At 60.1% G+C, this 18,796-nt stretch carries 19 protein-coding genes; 15 read left to right on the top strand and 4 right to left on the bottom strand.

Going from position 1 to position 18,796, the window contains the following annotated elements; translation table 11 throughout:
- The 13 genes from fdx (at position 1) to AB5I78_RS23965 (ending at position 11,940) form a co-directional block, all read left to right on the top strand.
- Positions 1–342, top strand: a complete 342-nt coding sequence (gene fdx, locus AB5I78_RS24025; protein ID WP_015885743.1) for an ISC system 2Fe-2S type ferredoxin — start codon at positions 1–3, stop codon at positions 340–342.
- A gap of 14 nt (positions 343–356) precedes the next feature.
- On the top strand, positions 357–557 hold the full coding sequence (gene iscX, locus AB5I78_RS24020; protein WP_003238461.1) for a Fe-S cluster assembly protein IscX: 201 nt from the start codon (positions 357–359) through the stop codon (positions 555–557).
- A gap of 92 nt (positions 558–649) precedes the next feature.
- On the top strand, positions 650–1,075 hold the full coding sequence (ndk, locus tag AB5I78_RS24015) for a nucleoside-diphosphate kinase (RefSeq protein ID WP_003175956.1): 426 nt from the start codon (positions 650–652) through the stop codon (positions 1,073–1,075).
- Between the two features lie 29 nt (positions 1,076–1,104).
- The gene (gene rlmN, locus AB5I78_RS24010; RefSeq protein WP_005791178.1) at positions 1,105–2,253 is read left to right on the top strand and encodes a 23S rRNA (adenine(2503)-C(2))-methyltransferase RlmN; all 1,149 of its coding nucleotides are present in this window, start codon (positions 1,105–1,107) and stop codon (positions 2,251–2,253) included.
- A 12-nt stretch (positions 2,254–2,265) separates the two neighbouring features.
- Positions 2,266–3,024: a type IV pilus biogenesis/stability protein PilW gene (gene pilW / locus AB5I78_RS24005; RefSeq protein WP_119736829.1), complete on the top strand. Its 759-nt coding sequence runs from the start codon at positions 2,266–2,268 to the stop codon at positions 3,022–3,024.
- Positions 3,024–4,022, top strand: a complete 999-nt coding sequence (locus AB5I78_RS24000) for a RodZ domain-containing protein (protein WP_369302139.1) — start codon at positions 3,024–3,026, stop codon at positions 4,020–4,022. The genes pilW and AB5I78_RS24000 overlap by 1 nt, the downstream gene beginning before the upstream one ends.
- A gap of 2 nt (positions 4,023–4,024) precedes the next feature.
- Positions 4,025–5,134 carry a flavodoxin-dependent (E)-4-hydroxy-3-methylbut-2-enyl-diphosphate synthase gene (gene ispG / locus AB5I78_RS23995; protein ID WP_025859271.1) on the top strand — a complete coding sequence of 370 codons (1,110 nt, stop codon included), beginning with the start codon at positions 4,025–4,027 and terminating at the stop codon, positions 5,132–5,134.
- A gap of 21 nt (positions 5,135–5,155) precedes the next feature.
- Positions 5,156–6,445, top strand: coding sequence for a histidine--tRNA ligase (gene hisS, locus AB5I78_RS23990; RefSeq protein WP_106578273.1), 1,290 nt, complete (start codon positions 5,156–5,158; stop codon positions 6,443–6,445).
- A 65-nt stretch (positions 6,446–6,510) separates the two neighbouring features.
- Positions 6,511–7,128 (top strand): tetratricopeptide repeat protein, encoded by a 618-nt coding sequence (locus AB5I78_RS23985; RefSeq protein ID WP_177410102.1) that lies wholly within the window; start codon positions 6,511–6,513, stop codon positions 7,126–7,128.
- A complete protein-coding gene (gene bamB, locus AB5I78_RS23980) occupies positions 7,121–8,272 on the top strand; it encodes an outer membrane protein assembly factor BamB (RefSeq protein WP_145164194.1) in 1,152 nt (383 codons plus the stop codon). Before AB5I78_RS23985 ends, bamB begins: the two co-directional genes overlap by 8 nt.
- Before the next feature lie 134 nt (positions 8,273–8,406).
- Positions 8,407–9,876, top strand: coding sequence for a ribosome biogenesis GTPase Der (gene der / locus AB5I78_RS23975; RefSeq protein WP_122489126.1), 1,470 nt, complete (start codon positions 8,407–8,409; stop codon positions 9,874–9,876).
- 136 nt (positions 9,877–10,012) lie between these two features.
- Positions 10,013–11,161 carry a pyridoxal phosphate-dependent aminotransferase gene (locus AB5I78_RS23970; protein ID WP_369302138.1) on the top strand — a complete coding sequence of 383 codons (1,149 nt, stop codon included), beginning with the start codon at positions 10,013–10,015 and terminating at the stop codon, positions 11,159–11,161.
- Positions 11,149–11,940: an amidohydrolase gene (locus AB5I78_RS23965; RefSeq protein ID WP_369302137.1), complete on the top strand. Its 792-nt coding sequence runs from the start codon at positions 11,149–11,151 to the stop codon at positions 11,938–11,940. The genes AB5I78_RS23970 and AB5I78_RS23965 overlap by 13 nt, the downstream gene beginning before the upstream one ends.
- A 159-nt stretch (positions 11,941–12,099) precedes the next feature.
- Here the strand turns inward: AB5I78_RS23965 and leuA are convergent, their stop codons facing one another.
- From leuA to AB5I78_RS23945, 4 genes are all read right to left on the bottom strand, one after another.
- Positions 12,100–13,779: a 2-isopropylmalate synthase gene (leuA, locus tag AB5I78_RS23960; protein ID WP_083356880.1), complete on the bottom strand. Its 1,680-nt coding sequence runs from the start codon at positions 13,777–13,779 to the stop codon at positions 12,100–12,102.
- Positions 13,780–14,103: 324 nt separating this feature from the next.
- Positions 14,104–14,925 carry a peptidoglycan DD-metalloendopeptidase family protein gene (locus tag AB5I78_RS23955; RefSeq protein ID WP_369302136.1) on the bottom strand — a complete coding sequence of 274 codons (822 nt, stop codon included), beginning with the start codon at positions 14,923–14,925 and terminating at the stop codon, positions 14,104–14,106.
- A gap of 3 nt (positions 14,926–14,928) precedes the next feature.
- Positions 14,929–16,308, bottom strand: coding sequence for an exodeoxyribonuclease VII large subunit (gene xseA / locus AB5I78_RS23950; protein ID WP_369302135.1), 1,380 nt, complete (start codon positions 16,306–16,308; stop codon positions 14,929–14,931).
- A 10-nt stretch (positions 16,309–16,318) separates the two neighbouring features.
- Complete coding sequence (locus tag AB5I78_RS23945; RefSeq protein ID WP_369302134.1) at positions 16,319–17,209, bottom strand: LysR family transcriptional regulator; 891 nt, start codon at positions 17,207–17,209, stop codon at positions 16,319–16,321.
- Between the two features lie 99 nt (positions 17,210–17,308).
- On the opposite strand from AB5I78_RS23945, the gene AB5I78_RS23940 reads away from it, so the two are divergent.
- On the top strand, positions 17,309–18,076 hold the full coding sequence (locus AB5I78_RS23940; RefSeq protein ID WP_369302133.1) for a sulfite exporter TauE/SafE family protein: 768 nt from the start codon (positions 17,309–17,311) through the stop codon (positions 18,074–18,076).
- 92 nt (positions 18,077–18,168) lie between these two features.
- Positions 18,169–18,717: a hypothetical protein gene (locus AB5I78_RS23935; RefSeq protein WP_025859262.1), complete on the top strand. Its 549-nt coding sequence runs from the start codon at positions 18,169–18,171 to the stop codon at positions 18,715–18,717.
- Positions 18,718–18,796 lie beyond the last annotated feature (79 nt).

Here is an 18,796-nt window from a genome sequence, read left to right as displayed (position 1 = left end):
ATGCCGCAGGTCATTTTTCTGCCACACGCCGAGCATTGCCCGGACGGTATGGTCGTGGAGGCTGAGACCGGCAAGTCCATCCTCGAAGTTGCCCATGACAACCACATCGAGATCGAGAGTGCCTGCGGCGGTGTTTGCGCTTGCACCACCTGCCACTGCGTGATTCGCGAGGGTTTCAACTCGCTTGAAGAAGCGGATGAGCTGGAAGAAGACTTTCTGGACCGCGCGTGGGGCCTTGAAGCGACTTCTCGCCTAAGCTGTCAGGCAAAGGTTGGGACTGAAGACATCACCGTCGAAATTCCGAAATATTCCCTCAACCATGCGGCCGAAGCACCGCATTGATTCAAGGAAATGTCATGAGCCTGAAATGGGTTGATGTACAAGAAATCGCTATACAACTTGCTGAAGCCCACCCAGAGGTCAATCCTCTGACGGTCAACTTCGTCAAGCTGCGCAATCTGGTGATGGAGCTGCCGGACTTTGACGACATCCCCGACCGGGGTGGCGAAAAGGTTCTGGAGGCGATTCAAGGCCTGTGGATCGAAGAAGCAGACTGAACCGCCTTATTACGCAGTTAGGCAATACCCAATAACCCGCGTATAATTCGCGGGTTTAATTTTTCGTAAATTACCGTTTCTGGAGTTACACCATGGCTGTTCAACGTACTTTCTCCATCATCAAGCCTGACGCTGTTGCAAAAAACGTCATCGGCGAGATCACCACTCGTTTCGAAAAAGCCGGCCTGAAGGTTGTAGCTTCGAAACTCAAGCAACTGTCCAAAGCTGAAGCTGAAGGCTTCTACGCTGAGCACAGCGCTCGTGGTTTCTTCGGCGACCTGGTTGCCTTCATGATCTCCGGTCCTGTTGTTGTTCAGGTTCTGGAAGGCGAAAACGCTATCGCTCTGAACCGTGAGCTGATGGGCGCTACCAACCCTAAAGAAGCTGCTGCCGGCACCATCCGTGCTGACTTCGCTGAGTCCATCGACGCCAACGCTGTTCACGGTTCGGACTCCGAAGCCGCTGCTGCTCGCGAAATCTCGTACTTTTTCGCTGCTACTGAAGTAACCGCTCGCTAAGCATCGGCTTAAAGAGTGAGGGTGAATCCATGACTACATCGACTGTTAAAACCAACCTGCTGGGTCTGACTCAGCCGGAAATGGAGAAATTCTTCGACTCAATCGGGGAGAAGCGTTTCCGTGCCGGTCAGGTAATGAAGTGGATTCACCACTTTGGCGTCGACGATTTCGACGCCATGACGAACGTCAGCAAGGCCCTGCGCGACAAGCTCAAGGCCATTGCTGAGGTCCGTGGTCCCGAAGTGGTCAGCGAGGACATCTCCAGCGACGGCACCCGTAAGTGGGTGGTGCGCGTGGCGTCCGGCAGCTGCGTCGAGACCGTCTACATTCCCCAGGGCAAGCGCGGCACGTTGTGCGTTTCGTCCCAGGCAGGCTGTGCCCTGGACTGCAGTTTCTGCTCCACCGGCAAGCAAGGCTTCAATAGCAACCTCACTGCCGCCGAAGTCATCGGCCAGGTGTGGATTGCCAACAAATCCTTTGGCAGCGTCCCGGCAACCGTCGACCGTGCCATCACCAACGTGGTGATGATGGGCATGGGTGAGCCGCTGCTGAACTTCGACAACGTTATTGCGGCCATGCATTTGATGATGGACGACTTGGGCTACGGCATTTCCAAGCGCCGTGTGACCCTGTCGACCTCGGGCGTGGTGCCGATGATCGATGAGCTGGCCAAGCACATCGACGTCTCTCTGGCGTTGTCGCTGCACGCACCCAATGACGCATTGCGTAACCAATTGGTGCCGATCAACAAGAAGTATCCGCTTAAGATGCTGCTCGAATCTTGCCAGCGTTACATGGCGACCTTGGGTGAGAAGCGTGTGCTGACCATTGAGTACACCATGCTCAAGGACATCAACGACAAGGTTGAGCACGCCGTCGAGATGATCGAGTTGCTCAAGAACACCCCGTGCAAGATCAACCTGATTCCGTTTAACCCGTTTCCACATTCTGGCTACGAGCGGCCGAGCAACAATGCTATCCGCCGTTTCCAGGATCAACTGCACCAGGCCGGCTACAACGTCACCGTACGCACCACTCGTGGTGAAGACATCGACGCCGCCTGTGGCCAATTGGTAGGGCAGGTGATGGACCGCACCCGCCGTAGCGAACGTTATATCGCCGTGCGCGAACTTAACGCCGCCGAAGATTTGCCGCAAATTGCTGTGAATCGAATCTGAGAGAGGATCTCTATGCCCTTGCGCCTTGCGCTGCTTTTGCTAGTTACCGGCCTCGCGGCCGGTTGTGTTTCATCGGGCCATGACAGCCCGTTGCAGACGGGTAAAGGCCGTGACGAGGCGCGAGTTGCCTATGTGCAACTGGGTTTGGGTTATTTGCGACAAGGCATGAGCGAGCAGGCCAAGGTACCGTTGAAAAAGGCCCTTGAGCTGGACAGCGACGATGCCGACGCGAATGCCGCGCTGGCTTTGGTGTTCCAGGCCCAGGCCGAGCCTGAGTTGGCCGATCAATATTTCCACAAGGCCTTGGCCTCGCGTCCTGCCGACCCTCGGCTGCTGAACAATTACGGCAGCTTCCTGTTCGAGCAGAAACGTTATGACCAGGCTTCCCGTTATTTCCAACAAGCCTCTGCCGACGCCCTCTACCCGGAGCGGTCGCGGGTGTTCGAGAACCTTGGGGTCACCTCGATGCGCCTCGGCCAGCGCGACAGCGCGCGCCAGCAGCTGGAAAAAGCCCTGCATTTGAACAGTCGTCAGCCACGCGCGTTGCTCGAAATGGCTGAGTTGTCTTACGAAGACAGGCATTATGTGCCGGCACGTGACTATTACGAGCGTTTTAGCCTGCTCAGCGGGCAAAATGCACGTAGTCTATTGCTCGGTGTGCGGCTGGCGACGGTTCATGATGAACGCGACACCGCCGCACGTTTTGGCCAGCAACTCGAACGACTCTATCCCGGTACGCCGGAATATCAGCAATACCTGTCGGAGCAATGATGAAAGCGGCGCACCCGGAAGTTGTAGCAGCTAATCGCGTAAACCCAGGCGAGACCTTGCGTCAGGCCCGCGAAAGCAATGGTTGGTCGCTGGCAGAAGTGGCCCTCAAGCTCAATTTGACCACGACTTCCCTGGGCAACCTGGAAGCCGGCGCGTTCGACAAGCTGCCAGGGCATACCTTCGCCCGCGGCTATATCCGCGCTTATGCCAAGTTGCTGGGCATTGACCAGACCGTGCTGGTCCAGGAATTCGACCAATTTACCGGCACCGACTCTCAGGGCAGCAATGTGCATGGCCTGGGTCGCATCGAAGAGCCGGTGCGGGTTTCCCACACGATTTTGCGAATTGTCAGCCTGTTGCTGCTGATTGCCGTGATCGGCGGCGGTTTCGTCTGGTGGCAAGACCAGACCTCCCAGCGCAGCAAGGACCTGACCAGCAACGCCATGGAGCACGTCGAAGTCGAAAGCGCCGACGGCACCACCCAGATTCACCCGCTGGACGAGCCGGAAGACCAGGCCGTTGCCGAAGGGCAAGCCGCGCCAGAAGCACCGGCCACCGCCGAGCAGCCCGCGCCGGAAGCGGGTACTGCCGCGGCGACTGCTGCCGTGCCGACTCCAGCCGTACCGGCGGCCCCGGCCGCGCCAACTGCCCAGGCCCATACCCCAGCCGCTGCCGCACAGGCTCCAGCGACCGCCGCGCCAGCTGCACCGGCCGCGCCGACCGTTGCGCCGCCTGCTGCGCCTGCGTTGGTCGCTGGCGACGGGCATATCCAGATTACCTTCGTCGCTGACTGCTGGACGCAAGTCACCGATGGCAACGGCAAAGTGCTGTTCAGCGGTTTGAAGCGTAAGGGAGATACGCTTGACCAAGGCGGCAAGCCTCCTTTGACGCTGCGTCTGGGCTTTGCCCGTGGCGCGCAAGTGGCCTACAACGGCCAGCCTGTGGACGTAGCGCCGTTCACCAGTGGCGAGACCGCTCGCCTCAAGTTGGGACAATAGTCATGCACGGCGAATCTCCAATCAAACGTCGCGTATCGCGCAAGATCTGGGTCGGCTCAGTGCCGGTGGGTGGCGACGCCCCCATCGCGGTACAGAGCATGACCAACAGCGACACCAATGATGTCGCCGCCACCGTCGCCCAGATCAACCGTCTGGAAGCGGCCGGCGTAGACATCGTGCGGGTTTCCGTGCCGGACATGGATGCTGCCGAAGCCTTCGGCCGCATCAAGCAGCTGGTCAAGGTGCCGCTGGTTGCCGACATTCACTTCGATTACAAAATCGCCTTGCGTGTTGCCGAGTTGGGCGTCGATTGCCTGCGCATCAACCCAGGCAACATTGGTCGCGAAGACCGTGTGCGCGCAGTGGTGGATGCTGCCCGTGATCGCGGGATTCCGATCCGCATCGGCGTCAACGCCGGCTCCCTGGAAAAAGACCTGCAAAAGAAATACGGCGAACCGACCCCGGCCGCGCTGGTTGAATCGGCGCTGCGCCACGTTGAACACCTTGAACGCCTGAATTTCCAGGACTTCAAGGTCAGCGTAAAGGCTTCCGACGTGTTCATGGCGGTAGAAGCCTACCGCCTGCTGGCCAAGGAAATCGTGCAGCCGCTGCACCTGGGTATCACTGAAGCGGGCGGTTTGCGCTCAGGCACAGTGAAATCTGCGGTGGGTCTCGGTATGCTGCTCGCCGAAGGGATTGGCGATACTATCCGCATCTCCCTGGCGGCGGACCCGGTAGAGGAAGTGAAGGTCGGTTACGACATTCTCAAATCCCTGCATTTGCGTTCCCGTGGCATCAACTTCATTGCCTGCCCGAGCTGCTCGCGGCAGAACTTCGACGTGGTGAAAACCATGAACGAACTGGAAGGGCGCCTCGAAGACTTGCTGGTGCCACTGGATGTTGCGGTGATTGGCTGTGTGGTTAACGGCCCGGGTGAAGCCAAAGAGGCGCACATCGGCCTGACTGGCGGTACGCCGAACCTGATTTACATCGACGGCAAGCCGTCGCAGAAGTTGACGAATGACAATCTGGTGGATGAGCTCGAAAGACTGATCCGCGAGAAAGCGGCCGAGAAGGTCGCGGCTGACGCAGCGCTGATCGCGCGCGGCTAAGAACGAATTTAAGGATTAGATGTGAGCAAGTCTCTGCAAGCCATTCGTGGCATGAACGACATCCTGCCGGAGCAGACGCCGTTGTGGCGTTACTTCGAGAGCACGGTCGCGCGCCTGCTGGATAACTACGGTTACAAGCAGATCCGCATGCCGATCGTCGAATTCACCGAGCTGTTCAAGCGCTCCATCGGTGAAGTGACCGACATCGTCGAAAAAGAGATGTACACCTTTGAAGACCGCAACGGCGACTCCCTGACCCTGCGTCCGGAAGGCACCGCTGCGTGCGTGCGTGCCGTGCTCGAGCATGGCATCACGGGTGGCGGCCAGACCCAGAAGCTGTGGTACATCGGCCCGATGTTCCGCCACGAGCGCCCGCAGAAAGGTCGTTACCGCCAGTTCCACCAGATCGGCTGCGAAGTCTTCAACCTGGATGGCCCGGACATCGACGCCGAGCTGATCGTGCTGACCTGGCGCCTGTGGGGCCAACTGGGTATCCGCGACGCGGTCAAACTTGAACTCAACAGCCTGGGCACCAGCGAATCCCGGGGCCGCTATCGCGAAGCCCTGGTCGAGTACCTGTCCGCTCACCTGGACAAGTTGGATGAAGACAGCCAGCGCCGTCTGAAAACCAACCCGTTGCGTGTACTGGATACCAAGAACGCCGACACCCAGGCGGTACTGGTCGATGCGCCGAAAATGGCCGACTATCTGGACGACGAATCGCGCACGCATTTCGAGGGCCTCAAGGCTCGTCTGGATGCGGCGGGTATTCCCTACGTGATCAACCCGAAACTGGTGCGTGGCCTCGATTACTACAGCAAGACCGTATTCGAGTGGGTCACCGACAAACTCGGCGCCCAGGGCACCGTGTGTGCCGGTGGTCGCTACGACGGCCTGGTTGAGCAAATGGGCGGCAAGCCGACCACGGGCGTGGGCTTTGCCATGGGCATCGAGCGGCTGATCCTGCTGCTCGAAACCCTGGAGCAGGTTCCGGAAGAAATTTCCCGTCAGGTGGACGTGTACCTGTGCGCCTTTGGCGAGGCCGCCGAACTGGCAGCCCTGGCTCTGAGCGAGAAAGTACGCGACCAACTGCCGAACTTGCGCCTGCAGGTCAATGCCGGCGCCGGCAGCTTCAAGAGCCAGTTCAAGAAGGCCGACAAGAGCGGTGCGCTGTATGCACTGATCCTCGGCGATGACGAACTGGCCCAGCAAGTGATAGGTTTCAAACCCCTGCGTGGCCAGGGCGAGCAACAGAACATTGCCTTTGATGCGCTTGCCGCGCACTTGGCCACCTGCGTCGTGCAGGGTTGAAGCTGTCGAACAGCCGAATTTAGCGATTAAGGAGTATTGGGGTGTCGAGTACTGATGATGAGCAGATGGCCGAGTTCAAGGACTGGTGGCAGCGTAACGGCAAGCCCCTGGTTACCGGCGGTCTGCTGGCTTTAGTGGTGGTGTTCGGCTGGCAAGCCTGGCACAAGTATCAGGCCAACCAGTCCCAAGGCGCCTCGGTCCTCTATCAGCAATTGCTGGAAACCACGCTCACGCCGGACGGCAAGCCTGATCCTGCCCAGGTTGCAGACCTGGCCGGCAAGCTCAAAAGCGAATTCGGCGGTAGCACCTACGCCCAATACGGCAGCCTGTTCGTCGCGAAAGTCGCGGTCGACACCGGCAAGCTGGATGACGCCGCAACCGAGCTGAAGGCCATCGCCGACAAGCCGACCAACCCGACCCTGGGTGAAATCGCACGTCAGCGCCTGGCACAGGTATTGGCGGCACAGAACAAGGCTGACGAAGCACTCAAACTGCTCGACGGCGATGCTGACAAAGCATTTGTGGCCACTCGTGAAGAGCTCAAGGGCGACCTGTTGGTCCAATTGGGTCGTACCGACGAAGCCCATGCTGCGTACCAAAAAGCCAAGGCGGCGCTGTCTGATGAAGCGGCAGTCGGTGGCTTACAAATCAAGCTGGACGACTTGGCCAAAGGGGATGCGTGACGTGATCCGTTGGAAACATGCAGCATTGCTGGCTCTGGCCGTTCTGGCCGCGGGTTGCAGCAGCAACAGTAAAAAAGAACTGCCTCCGGCCGAGCTGACCAGCTTCAAGGAAGAAGTGGTCCTGCAAAAGCAGTGGAGCCGCTCCGTCGGTGATGGCCAGGGCGACCTGTACAACCTGCTGCAGCCGGCAATCGACGGCGAAAACATTGTGGCCACTGACTCCACTGGCGTGATCATGGCCATGGATCGCATGAATGGCGACGTGAAGTGGAAGAAAGACCTCGAGCTGCCGGTTTCCGGTGGCGTGGGTGTCGGCTACGGCATGGTGTTGGTCGGTACGCTCAAAGGCGACGTGGTTGCTCTGGACTCGGCGACGGGCGAAGAGAAATGGCGCGCTCGCGTGACCAGTGAAGTGCTCGCAGCGCCTGCCACCAACGGCGATGTCGTGGTAGTACAGACCCAGGATGACCGTGTGATCGGCCTGGACGCCGCCACCGGCAACCAGCGTTGGCTGTACGACAGCACCCCTGCGGTGTTGACCCTGCGCGGTACCAGTGGTCCGATTGTGACCAACAACCTGGCCGTTGCAGGCCTGTCGACCGGTAAAGTGGTCGCCCTGGATACCCAGAACGGCGTGCCGGCCTGGGAAACCCGCGTGGCAATCCCTCAAGGTCGTTCCGAACTGGATCGCGTGGTGGACATCGACGGCGGCTTGCTGCTGTCGGGTGAAACCATCTATGTGGCTACCTACCAGGGCCGCGTTGCTGCGCTGGACCTGCAAAGCGGCCGCATCAACTGGCAGCGTGATGCTTCCAGCTATGCCGGTGTCGCCCAAGGGTTTGGCAGCGTCTACGTAAGCCTGGCGTCCGGCACCGTTGAAAGTGTCGACGAGCGTTCCACCACTGCACTGTGGAGCAACGACTCTCTGGCCCGCCGTCAACTGTCGGCCCCGGAAGTATTCTCCAGCTACGTAGCGGTAGGTGACTTTGAAGGTTACCTGCATCTGCTGAGCCAGGTGGACGGTCGTTTTGTCGGCCGCGAGCGTATCGACAGCGACGGCCTGCGTGCCCGTCCGCTGGTCGTGGGTAACATGCTTTACGTGTATGGCAACAGCGGCAAGCTGGAAGCCCTGACCATCAAGTAAGAACTATGCTTGGGGTAAAACCCAGGCGGCCCCGCTTCGGCGGGGCATGCGGCATTTGAATATGCTGCCCCGAGCACCAGCCGCTGCCTTGCAGCGGCTTTTGTATTTTCTGAAATAACGAAGTGGAGAGCCGCATGGTTCCCGTAATCGCCCTGGTGGGCCGACCTAACGTCGGCAAGTCCACCTTGTTCAACCGCCTGACCAGGACTCGCGACGCCATCGTCGGCGACTTGTCCGGTCTGACCCGTGATCGCCAATACGGTGAGGCAAAGTGGCAAGGGCGCTCCTACATTATTGTCGACACCGGTGGTATCTCCGGTGACGAGCATGGCATGGACGAAAAGATGGCCGAGCAGTCGCTGCTCGCTATCGAAGAAGCCGATGTCGTGTTGTTCCTGGTGGACGCCCGCGCGGGCTACACCGCTGCCGACCAGATGATTGGCGAGCACCTGCGCAAGCGCAACAAGCGTTCCTATTTGATCGCCAACAAGATCGATAACATCGATCCTGAGGCGGCCCGTGCCGAGTTCAGCCCGATGGGCCTGGGCGACGCGATCCCGGTCGCCGGCGCTCACGGTCGCGGTATCACCCAAATGCTGGAAATCGCCCTGCGCGACTTCCCTAAGGATGACGCCGAGGAAGAAGAGGGCGAGGAAGAGATCGTCGCCGAAGGTGAGGAAGCCAAGCGCATTCCTGGCCCGAGCGAAAAAGACGGTATCAAGATCGCCATCATCGGCCGCCCGAACGTTGGCAAGTCGACCCTGGTTAACCGCATGCTCGGTGAAGACCGGGTAATCGTTTATGACCAGCCCGGCACCACCCGCGACAGTATCTACATCCCGTTCGAGCGTAACGACGAGAAGTACACGCTGATCGACACCGCCGGTGTGCGCAAGCGCGGCAAGATCCACGAGGAAGTTGAAAAGTTCTCGGTGGTCAAAACCCTGCAGGCGATCAAAGACGCCAACGTGGTGATCTTCGTGATGGACGCCCGCGAAGGCGTGGTGGACCACGACCTCAACTTGCTGGGCTTTGCCCTGGAAGCTGGTCGCGCCCTGGTGATCGCGATCAACAAGTGGGACGGCATGACGCCGAGCGAGCGCGATTTCGTCAAGATCGAGCTGCAGCGTCGCCTGTTCTTTGTTGAGTTCGCCGATATCCACTTTATCTCGGCACTGCACGGCACTGGCGTGGGTAACCTCTACGCGTCCGTACAGAACTCGTTCAAGTCTGCGGTCACTCGCTGGCCGACCAACCGCCTGACCCAGATCCTGGAAGACGCGGTTGGCGAGCACGCGCCGCCGATGGTCAACAACCGCCGGATCAAACTGCGTTACGCCCACTTGGGTGGTGCCAACCCGCCGATTATCGTGATCCACGGTAACCAGATCGAGAAGGTGCCTAAGTCCTATGTGCGTTACCTGGAAAACACCTACCGCCGTGTCTTGAAACTGGTCGGTACGCCGATCCGTATCGAGTTCAAAGGTGGCGAGAACCCATACGAAGGCAACAAGAACACACTGACTGACCGTCAGGTGAACAAGAAGCGTCGTTTGATGACTCACCACAAGAAGGCCGACAAGAAGCGCCGCGACAAGAAATAAGCGCCGCTTCACGTTGTCCGCTACACGCTGCAAGACAGGGCTCTTTTTGAGCCCTTTTTTGTGCCTGGTGGATTGCTGGCTTGACCTGCTTGCAGCTTGCAGCTTAAAACTTGCAGCTCACCCGAAGGGGGCTCCCATGATCACCAGCAAGCTGCCGAATGTCGGTACGACCATTTTCACCACCATGTCGCAACTCGCTGCCGAGACCGGCGCGCTCAATCTGTCCCAGGGCTTTCCCGATTTCAATGGCCCCAAGGCGTTGCTCGATGCGGTGGGCCAGCACGTTGCCAGCGGGCATAACCAGTATTCACCGATGACCGGCCTGCCGGCCCTGCGCCAGCAAGTGGCGGCCAAGATCGCCCGCAGTTATGGCGCTACGGTTAACCCCGACAGTGAAGTGACCATTACTCCCGGCGCCACTGCCGCGATTTTCTGTGCGATTCAGGCGGTGATCCGCAACGGCGATGAAGTCATCGTGTTCGACCCCTGCTACGACAGCTACGAGCCCTCGGTCGAGCTGGCCGGCGGTCGCTGCGTGCATGTACAGCTGAGCCTGCAGGGCTTCTCCCTGGACTTTGAAAAGATCAAGGCCGCGCTGTCGCCGCGCACACGCATGATCATCCTCAACACCCCGCACAACCCGACCGGCGCACTGATCAGCCGCGCCGAACTCGACCAGTTGGCCGAATTGGTCCGCGACCGCGATATCTATCTGGTCAGCGATGAAGTCTACGAACACTTGGTGTTCGACGGCGTGCCCCATGTCAGCGTGTTGGCCCATGAAGAACTGTATCAGCGCGCGTTCGTGGTCAGCTCTTTCGGCAAAACTTACCACGTCACTGGCTGGAAAACCGGCTACGTGGTCGCGCCACCGGCGCTGACCGCTGAACTGCGCAAGGTGCATCAATATGTCAACTTCTGCGGCGTGACCCCTTTGCAGTACGCTTTGGCGGACTTCATGGCCGAACACCCGGAACATGTCGAAGAATTGCCGGCTTTCTACCAGGCCAAGCGCGACCTGTTCTGCGACTTGCTGGCGCCGTCGCGCTTCAGCTTCACCCGGGTGACCGGTACTTACTTCCAATTGGTGGATTACTCACAGATTCGCCCGGACCTGGATGACGTCGCCATGTCGCTATGGATGACCCGCGAGCACGGCGTGGCGACAATTCCGGTCTCGGTGTTCTACCAGAACCCACCCCAAGGCCAGCGCCTGGTGCGCCTGTGCTTTGCCAAACGCGAGGAGACGCTGCAACAAGCAGCCGAAAAACTATGCGTGATCTGAGTGCATTACCCAACCTGAACATCGCCCTGGTGCAGACCAGCCTGGTGTGGCATGACCGTCAGGCCAACCTGGAACATTTCGAGCTGTTGCTGGAGCAGGCCAAAGGGGCCGATCTGATTGTGCTGCCGGAGATGTTTACCACCGGGTTTTCAATGGAGTCGGAAACCCTGGCTGAACGGGAAAACGGCCCGACCCATCATTGGCTCCAGGCCCAGGCGGCGAAGTACAACGCCGTGATCACCGGCAGTGTGATTATCCAGGCCGCCGATGGCAGTCATCGCAACCGCCTGCTGTGGGCGCGGCCGGACGGCGAGGTGTTGCACTATGACAAGCGCCACTTGTTCCGTATGGCGGGCGAGCACGACCACTACACGCCAGGCGAGCGCCAGGTGCAGTTCGAATTGAAGGGTTGGCGTATTCGGCCGTTGATTTGCTATGACCTGCGCTTCCCGGTGTGGAGCCGTGATGCCCAGGACACTGACTTGCTGCTGTACACCGCCAATTGGCCGGGTGCACGGCGCCTGCACTGGAACCGTTTGCTGCCGGCGCGCGCGATCGAAAACCTGTGCTACGTGGCGGCGGTGAATCGAGTGGGCACGGATGGGAAGGGCTTTGCCTACACCGGAGACAGTCAGGTGCTGGATTTTCAGGGCGAGACCTTGCTGAGTGCAGGGGAGGCGGATGGCGTGTTTCAGGTGTGCCTGGAGGCGGCGGAGCTGACGGCGTATCGCGAAAAATTTCCGGCGAACCTTGACGCAGATAGGTTTGAGTTTGTCTGAAAGACCGCTTTCGCGAGCAAGCCCGCTCCCACATTTGGAGTGCACTCCCCCTGTAGGAGCGGGCTTGCCCGCGAAGAGGTCATCAGCATCACCACAGATCTAAAGTAAAAAGGCCCTTGAGTGCTCACCCAGGGGCCTTTTGCATTCCTACGACGCGGCTTACGCCGCTTTCGCTTCCTGCTGGCTCAACGAGCGGTTCAGCGCACTGAACAGCGCCTTGAAGCTGGCCGTGGTGATGTTTTCATCAATGCCCACGCCATGCACCGGACGCTCGCCATTCACACGCAGCTCAATGTAGGCCGCCGCCTTGGCGTTGGTGCCTGCACCGATGGCATGTTCGTTGTAGTCCATGATCTCTACACCAATCGGCAAGCCTGCCACCAGCGCTTCCAGGGCGCCGTTGCCTTTGCCTTTCCAGTGCAGGTTGGTTTCGCCCTGGCCTTTGCCCGAGACTTCCACTTCGACAAAGCTGTTGCCGTTTTCTTCCTGCAGACGATGGCTGACCAGCGCGTACGGCGTGTTGGCTTGCAGGTATTCACGCTGCAGCAAGGCGTAGATCTGTGGCGCGGTCATCTCAAGACCCACGCGGTCGGTTTCAGCCTGGACCACCTGGCTGAATTCGATCTGCATGCGGCGCGGCAAGCTGATGTCGTATTCCTGCTCAAGCAGGTAGGCGATGCCGCCTTTGCCCGACTGGCTGTTCACACGAATCACCGCTTCGTAGCTGCGGCCAATGTCGGCAGGGTCGATCGGCAAGTACGGCACTTCCCACAGCGCGTCGGCCTTCTGCTGGGTGAAGCCCTTGCGAATCGCGTCCTGGTGGGAGCCGGAGAACGCGGTGTGCACCAGGTCGCCGACGTACGGGTGGCGTGGGTGCACCTGGATCTGGTTGCATTCCTCGACGACTTTGCGCACGCCGTCGATGTCGGAGAAGTCCAGTTGTGGGTCGAGACCCTGGGTGTACATGTTCAGGGCTACGGTGACGAGGTCGACGTTACCGGTGCGCTCGCCGTTGCCGAACAGGCAGCCTTCGACACGGTCGGCGCCAGCCATCAGGCCCAGCTCGGTAGCGGCTACGCCGGTGCCACGGTCGTTGTGGGTGTGCAGGCTGATGATCACGCTGTCGCGGCGGTTGATATGACGACCGAACCACTCGATCTGGTCGGCATAGATGTTCGGCGTTGCGCACTCAACGGTGGCGGGCAGGTTGAGGATCATCTTGTGCTCAGGCGTCGGGTTCCACACCTCGATCACCGCGTCGCACACTTCCTTGGCGAACTCCAGCTCAGTGGCGCTGAAGGTTTCCGGGGAGTATTCGAAGGTCCATTGGGTTTCCGGCTGCTGGGCGGCGTATTTGACGAACAGCTTGGCGGCGTTGACCGCGATGGCCTTGATGCCGTCCTTGTCCTGGTTGAACACGATGCGGCGGAAGGACGGCGAAGTGGCGTTGTACAAGTGCACGATGGCCTTTTTGGCGCCGCGCAGGGATTCGAAGGTGCGTGCGATCAAGTCTTCACGGCCCTGGGTCAGCACCTGGATGGTGGTGTCCTCGGGGATATGGTTGTCTTCGATCAGGGTGCGCACGAAGTCAAAGTCGGTTTGCGAGGCAGCCGGGAACGAGGCTTCGATTTCCTTCACGCCCACCGCAACCAGGGTCTTCCAGAAACGCAGTTTTTTCGCGGCGTCCATCGGTTCGATCAGCGACTGGTTGCCATCACGCAAGTCGGAACTGCACCAGATCGGCGCTTCGGTGATGGTTTTCGACGGCCAGGTGCGGTCCGGGATATCGATGGTCGGGAACGCACGGTACTTCGAAGACGGGTCTTTGAGCATGCTCATCGGGAAATCCTTTGTTGTAGGGGCCGAGAAAAGGCGGCCTGCCGTAGAACTGTTTTTAGGGATAAAGCAAGAAGACGAGGCAGATCGATTCAGCCTGGCAGTCGTGCGCTGACGAGGCACAGGCTGCGGTGCTGGCGGAGCTGAATGAGGGTGTGAGAGGTTTTCATAAGCTCAACCCTAACCGCCGGGGTGAAAGATGGCAAGCAGTCGAGAAAAATTGAGATAAGTTCTGCTATTGGCGTGGGAAACGAGATCTTATGGCGTGGAATGAGTTGCAGGCTCTTTTTAATTGCGCGCCCTTGATCGGGCGCGCAATCGCTTCATTCAGGGCTGGAACGCGCCGATGAAGATCGCCGGGTCGACCCGTGCATCGTTGAGGCTGATGTTCCAATGCATGTGCGGCCCGGTCGCGCGGCCCGTCGAGCCGACCTTGCCCACCACCGCGCCGCGCGCCAGTTGGTCGCCCACCTTCACGTCGATCTTCGACATATGGCAGAACATGCTGATAAAGCCCTGGCCATGGTCTACAAAGACGGTGTTGCCGTTGAAGAAGTAATTGCCGGTAAGGATGACTTTACCGGCCGCCGGGGTCTTGATCGGCGTGCCGGCACCGACGGCGAAGTCGAGGCCCGAATGCGGGTTGCGCTCCTCGCCGTTAAAGAACCGGCGTACGCCAAACTTGCTCGACAGCGGCCCGTTCACGGGTTTATCCAGTAGCAGGTTGCTGGGCGTGTTCGGACTGAAACTGCGGTAAGCCTTGAGCTGGACCGCCAGTTCGCCCTCGATGCGCTTGAGCTGTGCCGGGTCCGGATTGACCTGGCTTTTGTTGTTCAGGGTGATGTGCTGCTCGGGGTATTTCTTGAAGCCCACCACGAACGGCAGGGTTTGCCCACCGCTGGTTAGGCGTTGGGTGCCGGGTTTAACCGTCAGAGGAATCCCGACAATTGCCAGCCAGGTGTTCTGTTCCTTGACCACCAACACCGGCCTGTTCTGGTAGGTGGCTTTCGGCGCGGTTGCCGACGTACCCAGATCGACCACTGCGACGCCACCCGGCACCGGCTTGTTCAGCAGCCGAGTGATGTAGCTGTCGGCGTGGGCATTGAAGGTGAGGCACAACAGCATCAGCAGGCTAAATAGACGGGGCATCAATCAATCCAATAACGAAAGGGTGACGGGCGTCAGGTGGTTATCTTCCACCCGCACCTGCAATTGGCCTTCACCGAGGCGCGCGGTCAGGCGTTGGCCGGTGTGGGTTTGCGCGGCGTTGCGGATCGCCTGGCCACGCTCGTCCAGCAAAATGCTGTAGCCACGGCCCAGGGTCGCCAGTGGGCTGACCACCTGCAGCGTCTGCACCTGGCTTTGCAGTTGCAAGCGACGCGCCTTGAGGCCTTCGCGCATGGCGCGCGGCAGGCGTTCGGCGAGGCTGTCCAGGCGCTGGCGCAGCAGGGCCAACTGACGGCCGGGGTGCTGGCCGGCGAGGCGGGTTTCCAGGCGGATCAGGCGTTCGCGGCGGGTATTGAGGCTGCGTTCGAAGGCGCGGCGCATGCGCATGTCCAGGTCATCCAGGCGCTGGGCCTGTTGGCGCAGACGTTCGCCGGGGTGACGCAGGCGACGGGCCATGCCTTCCAGGCGCAGGCGCTCATGACTCAGGCGATTGCGCATCAGCATCACCAGGCGGCGGTGCAGGTTTTCGACCTGGCGCACCAAATGGCTGGCATCGGGGGCGAGCAATTCGGCGGCGGCGGAGGGCGTGGGCGCGCGCACGTCGGCCACGAAGTCGCAGATCGACACATCGGTTTCATGGCCGACGGCGCTGACAATCGGCGTCGCGCACGCGTCCACCGCACGGGCCACGGCTTCCTCGTTGAAGCACCACAGATCTTCCAGAGAGCCGCCGCCGCGAGCGAGGATCAACGCGTCGAAGCCGCGTGCGTCGGCCAGCTTGAGGGCGCGCACAATCTGCGACACGGCCTCGCGGCCTTGCACGGCCGTGGGGATCAGCGTCAATTCAACGTTCGGCGCGCGGCGGCCGAACACGCTGATGATGTCGCGGATCACCGCGCCTGTGGGCGAACTGATGATGCCAATGCGCCGAGGGTGCGCCGGCAGCGGCACCTTGCGTTCGGCACTGAACAGGCCTTCGGCGCTGAGCTTTTCCTTCAACGCGTCAAAGGCCAGGCGCAGCGCGCCATCACCGGCGGGCTCTACGGTGTCGAGGATCAATTGATAGTCGCCACGGCCCTCGAACAGCGAGACCTTGCCGCGCACTTTGACCGCCAAGCCATCCTTCAAGGCCTGGCGCACCCGTGCGGCGTTGTTGCGAAACAACGCACAACGCACTTGGGCGCCGCTGTCCTTGAGGGTGAAGTACACATGGCCGGACGCCGGGCGGGCGAGGTTGGAGATCTCGCCTTCGACCCAGATATTGGTGAACACGTCTTCCAGCAACACCCGCGCACGGCCGTTGAGCTGGCTGACAGTCAGGACTTCGCGGTCCAGGCCCAGACGGGCAAAAGGATCTTTAATCATGGGCGGCAGTTTATAGGCATTCGCGCAAGGTTTGGCAGAATTGCTCGACCAGCGCGCTCGGCGTCTGCGCGCAGGCCAGGGCCACGGTGCTGAGGCAGTCCGGATCAGCCAGGGGCAAAAAGTGCAGGTTGGCGGGGGCGATGTCCTGCATGGATTTTGGTAACAAGGCAATTCCGAAGCCGGCCTGGATCAGTTGCAGCTGCGTGGTTTTGCGTGACATCACCCGTGCAGCCTTGGGGAAAAATCCGGCGCGCATGCAGAGTTCGGCTGACAGATAACTCAGGCCGCCGCGCTGAGGATGGGGGATCGAGATAAACACTTCGTCCTTGAGCTGTTCCAGTTCGACAGGTGCATTGCTGCGGGCCAGCGCGTGGTCAGGCGGCACAGCCAGCACCAGCTGTTCGCTGTACAAGGGCACCACCCGGACACCTTCGCGTTGGCGCAACACCGGCAAGCGCAACAGCCCGACTTCAAGCCGACCTTCGGCGATTTCTTCAAGTTGCGCCTCGGAGGACAATTTGACGATGTCCATCGACACGCCAGGGCAGCGCTCCAGCCAGGTGCTGATGGCTTTCAACAAGTGCCCGCTCATCGGCACGGTGCTCGAATGGCTCAGGCGCAACGTGCCCAGCTGGCCATTGCCCACCTGGGTGGCCATTTCGCTGGCCTTGAGCAACTCGCTCAGCAGGTTGCGCGCCCGTGGGTAAAAGGCTTCGCCGGCCGCCGTCAGCCGGGGTTGGCGCGCGGTGCGTTCGAACAGTGGCGTTTGCAGCTGGCTTTCCAGCTCCTTGATTTGCCGGCTCAGGGCCGATTGCGCCACAAACAGGCGTTCGGCGGCGGCGCTGAAGCTGCCGCTGTCGGCGATTTCGACGAAGTAGCGCAGTTGGCGAGTGGAAATCACGCGTCATGCCTTTTCGAGATGAGTGGAGGGCTTTGAAGATATTAGTCGCAACACTCGTCGATGGCTAAAGTGACCGTCATCTCTTTCAAGGAAGTGCCCATGAGCCCGGTTGAGCTGATGAGTCAGTGGTCGTTCAGCGGCGTTGATTGGCTGGTGATCTGCCTCGGCATTGTCGTGGCCTACGTCGTGTTTGGTATCGCAGGCTTTGGTACGGCGCTGGTCGCGGGGCCGATCCTGATTGTGTTTATGCCGTTGTCGAAACTTATCCCGCTGCTGGTGTTGCTCGACTTTGTCGCGGCCTTTGGCAACCTGCTGCAATCGCGGCGGGAGGTGAACAAGCCGGAGCTGTTGCGATTGCTGCCGTGCGTGGCCATTGGTTGCACGCTTGGGGTGGTGTTTTTGCTCAATCTGCACTCGGACCTGTTGCTGCTCTTGATGGGGCTGTTTATCAGCGCCTATGCGATTTATAGCCTGGCGGTAAAGGCGCGGCCGACGCAGCTGGCGGCGGGCTGGTCGATTCCCATGGGCACGGTCGGCGGGTTGTTTGGTGCGTTGTTTGGCAGTGGCGGCTTTTTATATGCGATCTACCTGAACAGTCGTTTGCCCAAGGACGCGGCGCGGGCCACGCAAAGTGCGTTGATCAGTTGCAGCACCGTGGTGCGCCTGAGCCTGTTCCTGATTGCCGGGGTGTACGCGGACTGGCCGCTTTTGCTGTTGGCGCTGTGCCTGTTGCCGGCGATGGCCTTGGGACTGTGGGTGGGGCGCAGGCTGACGATGCGTATGTCGCGTGAAGCCTTTGTGCGGTTGGTGACGTGGCTGGTGCTGGCGAGCGGCCTTGCGTTGATTGCCCGTTACTTGAGTACTTGACCTGTGGGTATCAGGGATTAAGCTGCCGGGCTCTGGGGTCTTAATCGCGGGCTTGCCCGCGATGGGGCCAGAAGCCACACCGCAGGACTCTCATGAACTCCCAAAGCATCCTTGTCCCGAAAATTTCCACCTTGCCCGTCCACGAGCCCCGCGCGCGGGCAATCGTGCGTTGGCTGGTGCGCAAGAACATCATCAAGGAAGAGCTGACCACCTGCGGGCGCACCGGCAATCGCATGGGCTACGCCCTGGCCGACGGCGCCCGTGCCGTGGTGCTGCACCCGGAGGCGCTGCCGTTCAACGAGCCGATCAATGGCCTCGAGATTATCTACAAACGCTGCATCTACACGCCGGCCAAAGGCTTTCTCGAAGAAGCCGGCTGCCCCGAATGCCTCAAGGAAGTCGGCGAGGCACTGTTCGAAAGCCTGGAAGACTGGATGCCCGGCCACACCGACAACTTCACCTGCCCGCTGTGTGGGCATGAAGATGACATCAACGGGTTTCTGTTCCTGCAGGAATGCGGGTTTTCCAACCTGGGGTTCATTTTCAACAATTGGGCAGAGGCGGGTTTCAAGCAGAGCTTTATCGACGAATTTGCCGATTGGTTGGACCAGAAGATGAGTTGGGTCAAAGTCGAGCTTTAACCCTTCTATCAGTATTACCAAGTTTGTCAGAGTTTTACATTGAGCCTGACAGGGTGCATGTATATAATGGCGCGCTTCC

The organism is Pseudomonas sp. N2-3-1-14 (assembly GCF_041228395.1).
Taxonomy (GTDB): domain Bacteria; phylum Pseudomonadota; class Gammaproteobacteria; order Pseudomonadales; family Pseudomonadaceae; genus Aquipseudomonas.
The sequence above is the reverse complement of the archived record's forward strand: the minus strand, read 5'-3'. Positions and strand labels throughout refer to the sequence as shown.

Excerpts from the sequence above, each read along its gene's own strand:
- leuA (WP_083356880.1), bottom strand. The coding sequence starts at position 13,779 with ATGAGCATGCTCAAAGACCCGTCTTCGAAGTACCGTGCGTTCCCGACC.
- AB5I78_RS24000 (WP_369302139.1), top strand. The coding sequence starts at position 3,024 with ATGAAAGCGGCGCACCCGGAAGTTGTAGCAGCTAATCGCGTAAACCCA.
- AB5I78_RS23970 (WP_369302138.1), top strand. The coding sequence starts at position 10,013 with ATGATCACCAGCAAGCTGCCGAATGTCGGTACGACCATTTTCACCACC.
- fdx (WP_015885743.1), top strand. The coding sequence starts at position 1 with ATGCCGCAGGTCATTTTTCTGCCACACGCCGAGCATTGCCCGGACGGT.
- ispG (WP_025859271.1), top strand. The coding sequence starts at position 4,025 with ATGCACGGCGAATCTCCAATCAAACGTCGCGTATCGCGCAAGATCTGG.
- AB5I78_RS23955 (WP_369302136.1), bottom strand. The coding sequence starts at position 14,925 with ATGCCCCGTCTATTTAGCCTGCTGATGCTGTTGTGCCTCACCTTCAAT.
- rlmN (WP_005791178.1), top strand. The coding sequence starts at position 1,105 with ATGACTACATCGACTGTTAAAACCAACCTGCTGGGTCTGACTCAGCCG.
- AB5I78_RS23940 (WP_369302133.1), top strand. The coding sequence starts at position 17,309 with ATGAGCCCGGTTGAGCTGATGAGTCAGTGGTCGTTCAGCGGCGTTGAT.
- bamB (WP_145164194.1), top strand. The coding sequence starts at position 7,121 with ATGCGTGACGTGATCCGTTGGAAACATGCAGCATTGCTGGCTCTGGCC.
- AB5I78_RS23965 (WP_369302137.1), top strand. The coding sequence starts at position 11,149 with ATGCGTGATCTGAGTGCATTACCCAACCTGAACATCGCCCTGGTGCAG.
- ndk (WP_003175956.1), top strand. The coding sequence starts at position 650 with ATGGCTGTTCAACGTACTTTCTCCATCATCAAGCCTGACGCTGTTGCA.
- AB5I78_RS23985 (WP_177410102.1), top strand. The coding sequence starts at position 6,511 with ATGGCCGAGTTCAAGGACTGGTGGCAGCGTAACGGCAAGCCCCTGGTT.
- iscX (WP_003238461.1), top strand. The coding sequence starts at position 357 with ATGAGCCTGAAATGGGTTGATGTACAAGAAATCGCTATACAACTTGCT.
- pilW (WP_119736829.1), top strand. The coding sequence starts at position 2,266 with ATGCCCTTGCGCCTTGCGCTGCTTTTGCTAGTTACCGGCCTCGCGGCC.
- xseA (WP_369302135.1), bottom strand. The coding sequence starts at position 16,308 with ATGATTAAAGATCCTTTTGCCCGTCTGGGCCTGGACCGCGAAGTCCTG.
- AB5I78_RS23935 (WP_025859262.1), top strand. The coding sequence starts at position 18,169 with ATGAACTCCCAAAGCATCCTTGTCCCGAAAATTTCCACCTTGCCCGTC.
- der (WP_122489126.1), top strand. The coding sequence starts at position 8,407 with ATGGTTCCCGTAATCGCCCTGGTGGGCCGACCTAACGTCGGCAAGTCC.